This is a genomic window from Herbiconiux sp. UC225_62 (genome assembly GCF_042694625.1).
Taxonomy (GTDB): Bacteria; Actinomycetota; Actinomycetes; order Actinomycetales; family Microbacteriaceae; genus Herbiconiux.
On sequence record NZ_CP170551.1, the window covers coordinates 681,627 to 695,026 of the forward strand.

Annotated in this window: 15 protein-coding genes and 1 tRNA gene; 5 read left to right on the forward strand and 11 right to left on the reverse strand. The window is 68.4% G+C overall.

Annotated elements, in window-relative coordinates; genetic code table 11:
* The first annotated feature begins 126 nt into the window (after window positions 1-126).
* Window positions 127-360: a hypothetical protein gene (locus tag ACFJGU_RS03385; RefSeq protein WP_382307649.1), complete on the forward strand. Its 234-nt coding sequence runs from the start codon at window positions 127-129 to the stop codon at window positions 358-360.
* Window positions 361-383: 23 nt separating this feature from the next.
* Here the strand turns inward: ACFJGU_RS03385 and ACFJGU_RS03390 are convergent, their stop codons facing one another.
* From ACFJGU_RS03390 to ACFJGU_RS03410, 5 genes are all read right to left on the reverse strand, one after another.
* The gene (locus tag ACFJGU_RS03390; protein ID WP_382307650.1) at window positions 384-764 is read right to left on the reverse strand and encodes an Rv3654c family TadE-like protein; all 381 of its coding nucleotides are present in this window, start codon (window positions 762-764) and stop codon (window positions 384-386) included.
* Window positions 761-1,153, reverse strand: coding sequence for a TadE family type IV pilus minor pilin (locus ACFJGU_RS03395; protein ID WP_382307652.1), 393 nt, complete (start codon window positions 1,151-1,153; stop codon window positions 761-763). The genes ACFJGU_RS03390 and ACFJGU_RS03395 overlap by 4 nt, the downstream gene beginning before the upstream one ends.
* Window positions 1,131-1,403, reverse strand: coding sequence for a DUF4244 domain-containing protein (locus tag ACFJGU_RS03400; RefSeq protein ID WP_382307654.1), 273 nt, complete (start codon window positions 1,401-1,403; stop codon window positions 1,131-1,133). Before ACFJGU_RS03400 ends, ACFJGU_RS03395 begins: the two co-directional genes overlap by 23 nt.
* 73 nt (window positions 1,404-1,476) lie before the next feature.
* Window positions 1,477-2,505, reverse strand: coding sequence for a type II secretion system F family protein (locus ACFJGU_RS03405; RefSeq protein ID WP_382307655.1), 1,029 nt, complete (start codon window positions 2,503-2,505; stop codon window positions 1,477-1,479).
* Window positions 2,499-3,782: a TadA family conjugal transfer-associated ATPase gene (locus ACFJGU_RS03410; RefSeq protein WP_382307657.1), complete on the reverse strand. Its 1,284-nt coding sequence runs from the start codon at window positions 3,780-3,782 to the stop codon at window positions 2,499-2,501. Before ACFJGU_RS03410 ends, ACFJGU_RS03405 begins: the two co-directional genes overlap by 7 nt.
* Window positions 3,783-4,229: 447 nt before the next feature.
* Here ACFJGU_RS03410 and acs point away from each other — a divergent pair, with 447 nt between their 5' ends.
* Window positions 4,230-6,188: an acetate--CoA ligase gene (acs, locus tag ACFJGU_RS03415; RefSeq protein WP_382307660.1), complete on the forward strand. Its 1,959-nt coding sequence runs from the start codon at window positions 4,230-4,232 to the stop codon at window positions 6,186-6,188.
* A gap of 12 nt (window positions 6,189-6,200) precedes the next feature.
* Here the strand turns inward: acs and ACFJGU_RS03420 are convergent, their stop codons facing one another.
* Complete coding sequence (locus tag ACFJGU_RS03420; protein ID WP_382307662.1) at window positions 6,201-6,671, reverse strand: RidA family protein; 471 nt, start codon at window positions 6,669-6,671, stop codon at window positions 6,201-6,203.
* Window positions 6,672-6,676: 5 nt separating this feature from the next.
* Complete coding sequence (locus ACFJGU_RS03425) at window positions 6,677-6,841, reverse strand: hypothetical protein (RefSeq protein ID WP_382307663.1); 165 nt, start codon at window positions 6,839-6,841, stop codon at window positions 6,677-6,679.
* Between the two features lie 109 nt (window positions 6,842-6,950).
* On the opposite strand from ACFJGU_RS03425, the gene ACFJGU_RS03430 reads away from it, so the two are divergent.
* The 3 genes from ACFJGU_RS03430 (at window position 6,951) to ACFJGU_RS03440 (ending at window position 10,485) form a co-directional block, all read left to right on the forward strand.
* Complete coding sequence (locus ACFJGU_RS03430; RefSeq protein ID WP_382307665.1) at window positions 6,951-9,395, forward strand: transglycosylase domain-containing protein; 2,445 nt, start codon at window positions 6,951-6,953, stop codon at window positions 9,393-9,395.
* A 1-nt stretch (window position 9,396) separates the two neighbouring features.
* Complete coding sequence (locus ACFJGU_RS03435) at window positions 9,397-10,329, forward strand: metallophosphoesterase (protein WP_382307667.1); 933 nt, start codon at window positions 9,397-9,399, stop codon at window positions 10,327-10,329.
* 82 nt (window positions 10,330-10,411) lie between these two features.
* Window positions 10,412-10,485, forward strand: a tRNA-Pro gene (locus ACFJGU_RS03440).
* A gap of 81 nt (window positions 10,486-10,566) precedes the next feature.
* Here ACFJGU_RS03440 and ACFJGU_RS03445 read toward each other — a convergent pair.
* From ACFJGU_RS03445 to ACFJGU_RS03460, 4 genes are all read right to left on the reverse strand, one after another.
* Complete coding sequence (locus tag ACFJGU_RS03445; protein WP_382307669.1) at window positions 10,567-10,902, reverse strand: hypothetical protein; 336 nt, start codon at window positions 10,900-10,902, stop codon at window positions 10,567-10,569.
* Between the two features lie 64 nt (window positions 10,903-10,966).
* Window positions 10,967-11,395: a hypothetical protein gene (locus ACFJGU_RS03450; RefSeq protein WP_382307670.1), complete on the reverse strand. Its 429-nt coding sequence runs from the start codon at window positions 11,393-11,395 to the stop codon at window positions 10,967-10,969.
* 61 nt (window positions 11,396-11,456) lie between these two features.
* Window positions 11,457-12,068: a thymidine kinase gene (locus tag ACFJGU_RS03455; RefSeq protein WP_382307672.1), complete on the reverse strand. Its 612-nt coding sequence runs from the start codon at window positions 12,066-12,068 to the stop codon at window positions 11,457-11,459.
* 236 nt (window positions 12,069-12,304) lie between these two features.
* The gene (locus ACFJGU_RS03460; protein WP_382307674.1) at window positions 12,305-13,363 is read right to left on the reverse strand and encodes an Rv2578c family radical SAM protein; all 1,059 of its coding nucleotides are present in this window, start codon (window positions 13,361-13,363) and stop codon (window positions 12,305-12,307) included.
* Window positions 13,364-13,400 lie beyond the last annotated feature (37 nt).

Here is a 13,400-nt window from a genome sequence, read left to right on the forward strand (position 1 = left end):
ATACACATACCCTCCCCGGGTGAACCTAATCAGGCGTTCGCCCACGAAGAAATCGGCTCCCATTGCGCCTGCAGCGTAAGAGGGGACAATGGTGATGACCACTTCAATGGAGAGGGGCTGGGCACCATGGCAGCAACCGAGAACGACAGCTACACGGCCAAGTTCACCGACGGGCCGCTCGAAGGAAAGACCATCCGCACCGACTTCACGGAGGCCGGTGAACCGCAGGCGCGTCTCACCATCCCGGCCGCGTCGAATGCGAAGAAGTACCTCTACCGGCGCTCTTCCGGGTTGGAGTTCGGCGAGTCCGAACGGCCCAGTGCCGTCGACTACCGCTACGTCGAGGTCATCGTCAGCTGACGCCTCCTCGGTGCGTCGAGCACTCACGTGATTCCGGGTGGACCGGCGCGAGCCGAGGCACCGATACCGATGCCGAGCACCGTGGTCGCCACTCCGACCGTGGCGACTCCTCGCGGGTCGACGGCGCACGTGGCCAATGATGCCCCGAGCGCCTCGGCGAGGGACGCCGCCGCAGCGCACGGCGAACCGGCCACACGGCCGGAGGCTGTGTCGGCGGCGGCGAGCGCCGCGGCGTCCGCCGCGCCCTGGAGCTGCTGCCGCGCCGACAGCGCCCCACCGATCGGGGCCATCGCGAGGAGCAGGGCACAGAGCACTCCGATCACGGCGACTCCCGCGATCCCTCCGCTCCCCCGTTCCTCCGCGAGCAGCCGGTACGCCTCGCTGGGCGGAGGACGGAGCATCATGTCGTCCCCTCGCCACTCGGCATCGACGTGTCGTCCAAGGCGCAGCCACGACCCTCGAAGGAGAACAAGGCTCCGAGAAGGCCCGGCGAAGCCTCGGCCCGGGCGGTCACACAGACCACAGAGCCACGGTGGTCGACGCTCATCCGTGCGCCTGCCTGGGACTGAGCGACTCGCGAGGCCGCAACCTCGGCGGACTCTCCGCGGCCGAGGAGGCGAGCGGCGTCGGCTGCCGCGTCCGTCAGCGCCACTCGCACCGAGCCGAGCTGCACGACCCCGACGCCCAGGGCGAGCACCACGGCGATCGCCGGCAGGATCATCGCGAACTCCGCCGTGACGGAGCCCGTCTCGGATCGCCATCCCGACCGCTCAGATCGAGATCGTGAGCGCACGATGGATGAGGTCGGTCAGCATGCCCTTGATGTCGTCGCCCCGCAGGATCACGACGAGCAGCCCGGCGAAGCCGACGGCCGCGAGCGTGGCGATCGCGTACTCGGCGGTGGCCGCCCCCGATTCGTCTCGCAGGGCCAGCGCCGCCCGGCGAACGGTCGCCCGCACCCCCTGGGCTGGGGACGAGCCTGGTCGGGACCGGCCCGGTGTCGTGGGTCGTGTCGAGGTCGGGATGATCGCGGTGGTGCTCATGATGTTCCTTTCGTCAGGTGGTGGGTTCGGGGATGGACGGTGTGTGTCCGCTTCGGCGGGTCGGGCCGGCGGCTCATGCGGCGAGGCCCGTGGCGGAAAGCACGCCGATGAGCACCGGCGCGACGGCCAACAGCAGGAAGGCGGGGAGCACGCAGACACCGAGTGGAAGCATCAACCAGGTGCCGAGCGCTGCCGCCTTCTCCGTCGCTCGGCTGACGGAGTCGCGGCGCACGCGCGCGGCCTCGGCGCGCAACAGCTCTCCTGGCGGGGCACCGGAGCGGGATGCGAGTACGAGCACCGACTCGACGGCCGCCGCGTCGCGCTCGGTGTCGAGCCCGAATCGGTGCATGGTCTCGCCGACGAGGTTCTTCGCTCGGGGAAGGGCACCGCCGCCGGCAACGGCGACGGCCACCAGATCGAGCATCAGCCCAGGAGCCGGGTCGACGCGTCGGGCTCGACGGAGCAGTGCGCCGCTCCAGAACCGGCCGGCCGCCATCAGCAGCAGGCCGAGGGCGAGGCAGGCGAGGCCCGCCGGAGATCCGAGCAGAGCGGTACCGGTGTCCAGACCGAGCAACCACCCGGACGCGAGAGAGATCACGGGCAGCACGGCGACCAGTCGCGTGGTCGCTGCCGGTCCAGCCAGCGAGGCCGCCGTCTCGCGCTCCACACGCCCGACCGCACGCAGAGAATCGGCGATCTCGCCGAGGCACCGTGCGAGGGGCGCGCCCGCTTCGGTCGCCACCGACCACGCCGCCGCCAAGACGAGCCACGGATCGGCACTCCGATCGGCCCGTTTCGGCGCAGCTCGGGGGAGATCGCCTGTCGAGCTCACGATGGCGTCGGCGACCGCTGCACCGCGTTCGATCCGGTGGGCGACGGTGAGGAGCATCCGGTCGTGAGCCCCTTCGGTGACGTACGCCCAGGCCGCGGTGGGCGACACCCCGGCACCGATCAAGACGGCCAGCCGCTCGACGACCGCCCCGATCTGTTCGGCAGCTGGCCGACGCGAGCGATCCCGCGGGACCGGCCGGCGCGGCTCCGCGGCCTGTGGTCGGTGAACGGGTCCTCGCAGCCGAGGCACCCGCGGCCGCCGCGTCAGCACGACACACCACCGCGCCCCGCATCGGGCACCGCCAGGCCCCCGAGCGACCGCGCAGGAGTCGCCTCCGCGAATGGCCCCTCCGCCACACGCGACTGCGCAAGGGGCGCCACCGCGAACGGCGCCTCCGCCACACACGACTCCGCGGGAGGCGCATCCGCGAAAGGTGCCTCCGCCACACACGGCGGCTCCGGGAAGGTCGGCTCCGCAAGAGGCGTCTCCGCCAGGCGCGCCTTCGCGAATGGCGAGCTCGCCAAGGATGGCGCCACCACGGACACCTCCGGGTGGGGCGACTCCGCGCGGGCGCCGGCCGCCGGCAGCACGACCGGCTCCACCACCAGGCGGTCGCGGGCGTCGAGCGCCAGGCGGCCGAACTCCTCGATCTCGCGGCGCTCCTTCGTGCGCCGCAGATGGCACACGAGCCCGATCGCGCTCACCGCCTGCCGCGCCATGGCCTCGGCGTTCAGCCCGGCCAGCGCGCCGAGCGCTTCGAGGCGCGCCGGAACGTCGGCGATCGCGTTGGCGTGCAGCGTGCCGGCTCCCCCGTCGTGCCCGGTGTTCAGGGCCGAGAGCAGTTCGCGGATCTCGGCGCCGCGACACTCGCCCAGCACGAGCCGGTCGGGGCGCATCCGCAGGGCCTGGCGCACCAGTTCGGCGAGCCCGACGGCCCCGGCTCCCTCGAGATTGGGTTGCCGCGCCTCGAGGGCGACGACGTGGGGGTGATCGATGCGCAGCTCGGTGACGTCTTCGATGACGACGATGCGGTCGGACGGATCGGCCGCCGCGAGGAACGCTGACAGGAACGTGGTCTTGCCGCTACCTCCGGCACCCGAGATCAGCACATTGGTGCGGTCGCGCACGGCCGACTCGACCAACGCCCGGCGGGATGCACCGAGCTCGCCCGCCCCGAACAAGCCGCGGTGGTCGAGCTCCTGCAGCCGGGGATGCCCGCGCTGCGGCACCCGCACCGAGATGAGCGTGCCGCGCGTGGAGATCGGCGGCAGCACGACGTGGACGCGACGCCCCTCCACCCGCACGTCGACACAGGGTGTCGACTCGTCGATGTGGCGCCCACCTCGCGCCACCAGCCGCACCGCGAACTCGCGCAAGCGGTCTTCGCCCGGGCACGACCACTCCGGCTCGAGGAGTGGGCCCGCCCCGCGGTCGATCCAGAGTTCACGATGCCCGTTGACGAACAGATCGGTGACCGACAGGTCGTCGAGGTAGGGCGCAAGGGGCCCGAAGGACGAGGCGGGGGCGGGAGCGGGAGCGGGGGTCATGCCGAGAATCTACGAGGCCCGGAAGGCCGCTCGGCCGGTGCCCGAAGATCGGTGGAGAACCCGGCTCGCGCATCCGACTGTGGAGGAATCGCGGCCCACCGGATAACCCGGCCGTTAAACATAAAGGGGCGGCACCCAATGGGGGGAAAGGGTGCCGCCGCAGCAACGCTGGATTGGGGGGAATCTCTATTGCGCTGCATCCAAACACGAGGTTTGGTAGCTCCGAGTTTACCCGCTCGAAACATAGAGGCAAACCACTCCAGCGAATTCTCAGCGACACACGAGCCACCTCGGGTGGCGGTCCAGCCGGGACCCACGAGCCACCTCGGGTGGCGGTCCGGCCGGGGTCCACGAGCCACCCGCCCGGCACCGCACAACCCACCGTCCACCCGCCGGAACCGTGCAGTATCGTCAGAACGAGATGCAGTGCGAAGGAGCAGCGGGAGCATGACCACCAACAACATCGACAACCTCTTGCACGAGTCGCGCCGGTTCCCGCCCAGCGAGGAATTCGCCGCCCGCTCGAGCGAGATCCGCCGCCTCTACGAAGACGCTGCCGCCGATCGCGAGGGGTTCTGGGCCAACCAGGCGCGCGAACTGCTGCACTGGCACAAGCCGTTCACCCGCACGCTCGACTGGACCAACCCGCCCTTCGCGAAATGGTTCGACGACGGCGAGCTCAACGTCGCCTACAACTGCCTCGACCGCCATGTCCTGGCCGGCAACGGCGACCGCGTCGCCCTGCACTGGGAGGGCGAGCCGGGCGACCAGCGCACGCTGACCTACGCCGAGCTGACCGCCGAGGTCAAGAAGGCCGCGAACCTCCTCGCCGCGCTCGGCATCGGCGCCGGCGACCGCGTCGCGATCTATCTCCCCGTCATCCCCGAGGCGGTCATCGCGATGCTCGCCGTGGCGCGGCTGGGCGCCATCCACTCCGTCGTGTTCGGCGGCTTCAGCGCCGAGAGCCTGCGCGCCCGCATCGACGACGCCGAGGCCAAGCTCGTCATCACGGCCGACGGCGGCTACCGCAAGGGCAAGGTCTTCCCGCTGAAGGCCGCCGTCGACGCAGCGCTCACCCTCAACGACGAAGCGAGCACCGTCACGAACGTGCTCGTCGTGAAGCGCGGCGGCAACGACATCGAGTGGACCCACGGCCGCGACCTCTGGTGGCACGACGAGATCGCTCAGGTCGATTCCGAGCACACCGCGAAGCCGTTCCCGGCCGAGAACCCCCTCTTCATCCTCTACACCAGCGGCACGACCGGGAAGCCCAAGGGAATCCTGCACACCAGCGGCGGCTACCTCACGCAGGTGGCGTTCACGCACCGGCAGGTCTTCGACCTCAAGCCCGAGACGGATGTCTACTGGTGCACGGCCGACGTCGGCTGGATCACCGGGCACAGCTACACGGTCTACGGCCCGCTCGCGAACGGCACCACCCAGGTGCTCTACGAAGGCACGCCCGACACCCCGCATGCGGGCCGGTGGTGGGAGATCATCCAGAAGTACGGGGTCACCATCCTCTACACGGCGCCCACCGCCATCCGCACGTTCATGAAGATCGGCCGCACCGTGCCACAGGAGTTCGACCTGTCGAGCCTCCGCCTGCTCGGCTCGGTCGGAGAACCGATCAACCCGGAGGCCTGGATCTGGTACCGCGAGGTCATCGGCGGCAACACCACCCCCGTCGTGGACACCTGGTGGCAGACCGAGACCGGCGCCATCATGATCTCGGCCCTGCCCGGCGTCACCACGCTGAAGCCCGGGTCGGCCCAGGTTCCGATTCCCGGCATCTCGATCGACATCGTGACGGATGCCGGCACCCCCGTCGGCAAAGACGAGGGCGGCCTCCTCGTGGTCACCGAACCCTGGCCCTCCATGCTCCGCGGCATCTGGGGCGACCCGGAGCGCTTCAAGGAGACCTACTGGGAGAAGTTCGGCGACAAGTACTTCGCCGGTGACGGCGCACGCTACGACAAAGACGGCGACATCTGGCTGATGGGCCGCGTCGACGACGTCATGAACGTGTCAGGCCACCGCCTGTCGACGGCGGAGATCGAATCGAGCCTGGTGTCGCATCCGATGGTCGCCGAGGCGGCCGTGGTGGGCGCCAGCGACGAGACCACCGGACAGGCCGTCGTCGCCTTCGTCATCACCCGCGCCAGCCAAGCGGATGCCGCGGGCAAGGACGACGCGGCCGCGGTGCTGCGGGCGCACGTCTCCCAGCAGATCGGCGCGATCGCACGGCCGCGTCAGATCTTCATCGTCTCCGAGCTGCCGAAGACCCGCTCCGGCAAGATCATGCGCCGCCTGCTGCGCGACGTGGCGGAGGGCCGCGAGATCGGCGACACGACGACGCTCGCCGACGCCTCCGTCATGACCCTCATCTCCGAAACCCTGCGGTAGAGGGGCTGGGCCCTATTCGAATTCGACGATGAGCTCGACCTCGACCGGGGAGTCGAGGGGAAGTACGGCGACACCCACGGCGGAGCGCGCGTGCACGCCACGGTCGCCGAAGACGTCGGCCAGGAACTCCGACGCCCCGTTGATGACGCCGGGCTGACCGGTGAACGACGGATCGGATGCGACGAAGCCGGTGACCTTCACCACGCGCGTCACGCGGTCCAGCGACCCGAGCACGCTCTCCACCGCGGCCAGCGCGTTGAGCGCCGCGATTTGGGCGAACTCCTTCGCGACCGACGGCGACACGAGAGAGGGGCCCTCCCCGACCTTGCCGGTCTGCGAGAGCACTCCGTCGACGAAGGGCAGCTGCCCCGCGGTGAACACGAGATTGCCGGAGACGAGGGCCGGGATGTACGCCCCGGCGGGCGCCGACACGGCGGGAAGGCTGATTCCCAGGTCGGCCAGGCGATCGCTGATCTGCGACATCCGGATCACTTCCCGTCGTTCGCGACGGGACGCTTCAGGTAGGCCACGAGCCCGCCTTCCGGGCCGGTGACGATCTGCACGAGCTCCCAGCCGTCAGAACCCCAGGTGTTCAGAATCGCGGCGGTGTTGTGGATCATGAGCGGTGTCGTCACGTATTCCCAGGTCGGCACGGGGGCCCTTTCTCGGCTAATTGCAGGTTTGTCGCTTACCCTTGATCCTATGTCTGCCCCGAAAGCCACGGCTAGCGGTGTGGTCGGGGCCATTCTCGGCATTGTAGGTATGAGCGCAATCGCGGGCATCCTCGTCACTGCCATGGTCACGCCCGCGCTCGCTGTCACCGGCATTGCCGCGAACAACTCCATCGGTATGTTCGAGAACCTCCCGAGCTACATCAAGCCGGATGCTCTCGCCGAGAAGACCAACATCTACGCCACGAACAGCGACGGAAGCCCCGTGCTGCTCGCCTCCGTGTTCGAGCAGAACCGTGAAGAAGTCGGCTGGGACCAGATTTCCCAGTACGTGAAGGATGCGGTCATCGCCACCGAAGACCCGCGCTTCTACAGCCACGGCGGCGTCGACATCGCGTCCACCCTCCGTGCGGCAGCGGGCAACGCCCTCGAGACCTCCGCGAGCGGTGCGTCGACGATCTCGATGCAGTACGTGCGCAACATCCTGGTGCAGAAGGCCGAGGCCATCCAGGACGAGGCGCAGCGCGACGCCGCCTACGCCGAGGCCACGCGCACCTCGGTCGACCGCAAGCTCAAGGAGATGAAGCTCGCGATCGGCCTCGAGAAGGAGTTCTCGAAAGACGACATCCTGCTCGGCTACCTCAACATCGCTCCCTTCGGCGGCCGGGTGTACGGCATCCAGTCGGCGGCGCAGTACTACTTCGGGGTCAACGCCTCCGACCTCACGGTGGCCCAGGCCGCCAGCCTCATCGCCACAGTGAACGAGCCCAACGGTCTGCGCATCGACGAGCCCGAGAACATCCCCGACAACCAGGCGCGTCGCGACAAGGACGTGCTGCCGGCGATGCTCAAGGAGCACAAGATCACGCAGGCGCAGTACGACGAGGCCATCGCGACGCCCGTGACGGCGAACATCGTCCAGCCCTCCACGGGTTGCCAGACGGCCAACCCCATCGGGGCCGGGTTCTTCTGCGACTACATCACGCACATCGTGAAGAACGACCCCGCCTTCGGCGCCGACGAAGACACGCGGTGGACGAACTTCAAGACCGGCGGCTACCAGATCTACACGACGCTCGACGTCGATCTGCAGACGGCAGCCAAGAGCGCCATCGACAACTACGTTCCTTATACCTACGACTTCGACCTCGGTGGCGCACTGGTGACGGTGGAGCCCGGCACCGGGCGCATCCTCGCGATGGCGCAGAACAAGGACTTCAGCGACGATCCGGAGGTCACGGCCACCAACCTCGGCGCCTCGGCGATCAACTACAGCACCGACTACGCCTATGGCGGATCGACCGGCTTCCAGGTGGGATCGACCTACAAGATCTTCACCCTCGCCGAATGGCTGAAGACCGGCCACTCGCTGGGCGACGTGATCAACGGAAACCCCGGCACGCTGAATCTGGCCCAGTTCAAAGACAGCTGCACCGGCGGCAACGGCGGCACCTACTCGGTGAAGAACGACGGCGGGTCCGCGCCCGGCAACGTCACGGTGATGCAGGCCACGCGCGACTCGGTGAACCTCGCGTTCCTCCGCATGGCGCAGAAGCTCGACCAGTGCGAGATCCGCAAGACAGCGGAGGCCTTCGGAGTGCACCGCGCCGACGGCAACCCGCTGGGCGAGAACCCCGCCGACGTGTTGGGCACGAACGAGATCGCCCCGCTCACGATGGCGGCAGCCTTTGCGGCCGTGGCCAACCAGGGCACCTACTGCTCGCCCATCGCGATCAGCAAGATCCTGGATTCCTCCGGCAACGAGCTTCCTGCTCCCCAGTCGACCTGCACCCAGGCTGTCGACCCCACCATCGCCGCAGCCATGACGGTCGCCCTCCAGGGTGTCATCAACGGCGGCACCGGCTCGCAGTCGAACCCGAACGACGGCATCCCCCACTTCGGTAAGACCGGAACCACCGACTCCGAGAAGGACACCTGGTTCGTGGGTGCGAGCACCAAGCTCGCCACGGCCGTGTGGATCGGGAACGTCGTCGGTACGGTCTCGATCAGGAACACCTCGATCAACGGCGAGAGCGGCGGCAACGTACGCCACGACGTGTGGAAGCAGTACATGACGGATGCCGACGGCAAGTACGGCGGAGACGCCTTCCCCGACGCCCCGTCGCTGCTCCGGAACGGTGTGCAGGTGCAGATCCCGAACATCGCCGGGATGTCGGTCGACGACGCCAAGGCCGCGCTCACCGCAGCGGGCTTCGACTACGACGACGGCGGCGTGATCGACTCCGTGCAGCCGGCCAACACGGTCGACAGCAGCTCGCCGAGCGGCACCGCGTCGAAGGGCTCCACCGTCACGGTCTTCACCTCGAACGGCCAGCTCCGCACCGTGCCCAACGTGGTCGGGATGAGCCCCGACGATGCGAAGAAGGCCATCACCGGCGCCGGCATCGAAGCGGGCCAGATCGTGTTCGACGGACCGTCGTCGGGCAACGCCAAGGTCACGGCCACGAACCCGGGGGCGGGGAATCCGATCCGATTCGGAACCGACAGGCTCAGGGTCACCACGAAGGCCGGCTAGCGTGACCGCTGCCACCCGGGCCACCGCGACCTCGCTCGGCGTCGTCGCGGTGGCCGGTGCCGCTGCGTTCGCCTACGGCACCTTCGTCGAGCGCAAGCAGTACACGTTGCGCACGGCGACCGTACCGGTGCTGCCGGCTGGGGCATCCGACATCCGGGTGCTCCACGTCTCCGATCTGCACATGGCGCCCTGGCAGACCGACAAGCAGGAATGGATTCGCGGACTCGCCCGCCTCGACCCCCACCTGATCGTCGACACCGGGGACAACCTCGGGCACCGCGACGGAATCCCGGGGGTGCAGGCCGCCTTCGACGTGTTCCGCGGTGTGCCCGGCGTCTACGTGAACGGCTCGAACGACTACTTCGGGCCCTCGTTCAAGAACCCCCTGCGCTACTTCATGGGCCCTTCGAAGCACACCGGCACCGCGGAGCGACTCGACACCGAGCGACTCGAGGCCTACTTCGATTCGCTCGGCTGGAAGAACCTCAACAACCGCGCCGCCACCACCGAGGTGAACGGCACCATCGTCGACTTCTTCGGAGTGGATGATCCGCACCGGCACTACGACAAGCTGGAGCGCATCCCGGGCGCCCTCGACGAACTCCGCGAGGAGGACGACCGCGGACCCCGGCTCACCGTCGGCGTCGCCCACGCTCCCTACCAATACGTGCTCAACTCCTTCGTGACGCACGGTGCCGAGATCATCTTCGCCGGCCACACGCACGGCGGTCAGGTGTGCGTGCCGGGCTACGGCGCGATCGTCACCAATTGCGACATCCCACGCAAGCAGGTCAAGGGGCTGAGTCTCTGGCGGCACGGCTTCCACTCGGCCTACCTCAACGTCTCCGCGGGGCTCGGTACGTCGATCTACGCGCCGTTCCGGTTCGCCTGCCGCCCGGAGGCGACCCTCCTGACGCTCACCGCCAAAGCCTGACCGGCGACGGTCTCCAGCCGCTGGAATTTCGGCTATCCTTGTTAAGGCCTCAGCGGCGGTTTGCGCTGGAGCATACACACCTCGGGGTGTGGCGCAGCTTGGTAGCGCGCCTCGTTCGGGACGAGGAGGTCGTGGGTTCGAATCCCGCTACCCCGACGAACAGAACCGGCCGGAGACATCGTCTCCGGCCGGTTCTTCGTTTCGTGCGGCCCCCGTACGCGGCCGACCAGCCTGTTCTCAGACCGGGCTGTCGAGGTCGAAGCGATCGAACTCGACGTGCGAGACCGCTGCCGCCCGCGGCAGGTCGAGCGAGCGGATGCGCCGCCGCATCCCGTCGACGAGAGCATCGTCCTGCGGCTCGGCGTAGGCGGACTCGATGGGCCGGCTGATGAACTGGCTCGCCGGTCCGATCACGAGTTGCACCGAGGTGGCCCTGCCGTCCTCGTCGATGACCGGGATGTCCACGGTCTCCGCCCGTTCGTTCTGGCCGAGAGCCGCAGCGAGCTGCAGCAGGGCATCGGCGATGGCATCCGCCGTCGAGAACGTCAGGCCTGCATAGGAGACACTCTTCATCCCTCCACCTTGCCCCCGGTCATGGGGAGCAGCAACCCCTCGACGAGTGATGAAGAGTGGAGGCCTACTTCGCCGCCGGCGTCACGGTGACGGTGAACGACACGGTCGAATCCGTCTCCGAGTTGGTCAGCACGACATCCGAGGTGCCCTCGGCGAGCGGCTTCAGACCCGGGTTGAACTGAGCGCTGCCGTCGTCTTTGCCGGGCACGAACTCCACCACCGACTCGTCCGAGATCTTCGCCGTCCAGGCGGCCACGTTCTCGTCGTCGCCCGTCACCAGGTCGACCACGTTGTCGAGCGGGACCTCCACGGTCGTTCCGTCGGCATCCGCGAGTTCGACGATGATCGGGGGGAGTACGGAATCCGACGTGGCGCTGCTGGTGGGGCTCGATCCGGAGTCGGTGCCGCTCGACGACGAGCAGGCCGAGAGTCCGAGAGCCGCGGCGCCGACGATGGCGAAAGCGGCGAGAACTCGAGTCGTCTGGTGATGCATCATTGCCCCCTGTGGTGTTCGCTGTGTTCGGATCAACGGCTAAAACGTAGCAGTTCGGCCCTCAGATCCGGCCCAGCACACCGTGGGATTCTTCGAGGTAGCAGGCACCGCAGAGCGACTCGTAGGTCACGTCTTCGCCGTCGATCGCCACCTGGGCGCCGTCGAACACGTAACGGTCGCCGATCTTGCGGGCGTTGAAGATGGCCTTGCGCCCGCAGCGGCAGATCGTCTTCAGTTCTTCGAGACTGTGCGCGACCTCGAGCAGACGGATGCTGCCCGGGAAGCCCGCCGTCTGGAAATCGCTCCGGATGCCGTACGCCAGCACGGGCACGCCGTCCATGATGGCGATGCGCAGCGCGTCGTCGACCTGCAACGGGGTGAGGAACTGCGCCTCGTCGATGAGCAGGCAGCTCACGTCGACCCCGGTCTCGGCCACGATCTCGTCGCGCCGGGCGGCGAACTCGACCCGCACGTCGGTGTCGGGCGCGATCAGGAAGTCGGCGTCGCGGGTGACGCCCAGGCGGGAGACGATCTGCATGTCGCCCTTGGTGTCGATCGCGGGCTTGGCGATGAGCACCTGCTGGCCGCGCTCCTCGTAGTTGTAGGCAGCCTGCAGCATCGCGGTGCTCTTGCCGCTGTTCATCGCCCCGAACCGGAAATACAGTTTCGCCACCCGAATACCCTATGCCCCTTCCGCGCACCCCGGTCGAGGGTGACCTGGAGGGTGAATTGACCCGGTTTCCCCTCCGTCGCGCTCCACCACGGCGCACCATTGAATCATCAGTTCACCCGAATTGCAGATCGATCGCAGATTCCCCATCCTCGCGATCGGTCGCTGGACCGGCCGCTTGGTTCCCCATCCCGCGGCCGGTCTTCTCTTTCTCCAAGCCGAGGCCGCCACACCGGCCATCAGAACAGCATCGGCTGGCTGTCGCCCACCGGCCCGAAGCTCGGCCCCACCGGCTGGTCGAGCCGCCCCGGCGGTGCTACTCCCCCGGTGACGCGCGAAGGCCGGCGGTTGTCGAGCCCGTGCTTGCGCACGAGCGGCCGCATCCGTTCGGACAGCCACTCCCGGTACTCCTTCGGCGCGTAGGTTCCTTTCGCGTAGATGCGGGCGTAGGCCGACACGAGCTCCGGATGCTCACGGCTGAGCCACGCCATGAACCACTGCTTCACCCCGGGCTTGAGATGCAGCGCCGAGTAGACGATGCTCGACGCTCCGGCCGCCGCCGCCTGGCTGAGCGCCCGGTCGAGATGCTCCACCGAGTCGGTGAGCAGGGGAAGGATCGGCATCAGGAACACCTGGCACTCGAGGCCCTTCTCCCGCACCGCCGTGACCGTGGCCAGCCGTGCCTTGGTGCTCGGCGTGCCGGGCTCGATCGACTGCTGCAACTCGTCGTCGTAGACCGCGATCGACATGGCGATGCTCACCGGCACGACCTCGGCCGCCGAGGCGATCAACTCCAGGTCGCGCCGCAGCAACGACCCCTTGGTGAGGATGGAGAAGGGCGTGCCGGAGCCGGCGAGCGCCTCGATGATGGAGGGCATGAGCGCATACCGCCCCTCCGCTCGCTGGTAGGGGTCGGTGTTGGTGCCGAGCGCGACCGACGGGTGCTCCCACGACGGTCGCCGGACTTCCCGCGTGAGCACCTCGCCGACGTTCACCTTCACCACGATCTGCTGATCGAAGTCCTTCCCCGCGTCGAGTTCGAGGTAGCTGTGGGTGGGCCGGGCGAAGCAGTAGACGCAGGCGTGCGAGCAGCCGCGATAGGGATTGATCGTCCAGGCGAACGGCATCGTCTTGCTCGCCCCGGACACGTGGTTGAGCGCGCTCTTCGCCAGCACCTCATGGAACGTGACGCCCGCGAACTCGGGCGTCTGCACCGACCGCACGAGGTTGTTCAGTCGCGCGAGCCCGGGCAGGGTGGAGGGCGCTTCGGTGCCGAGGGTCTGTCCGTTCCAGCGCATGAAGAGATTCGAACATACATTCGAATATCGGTCAAGT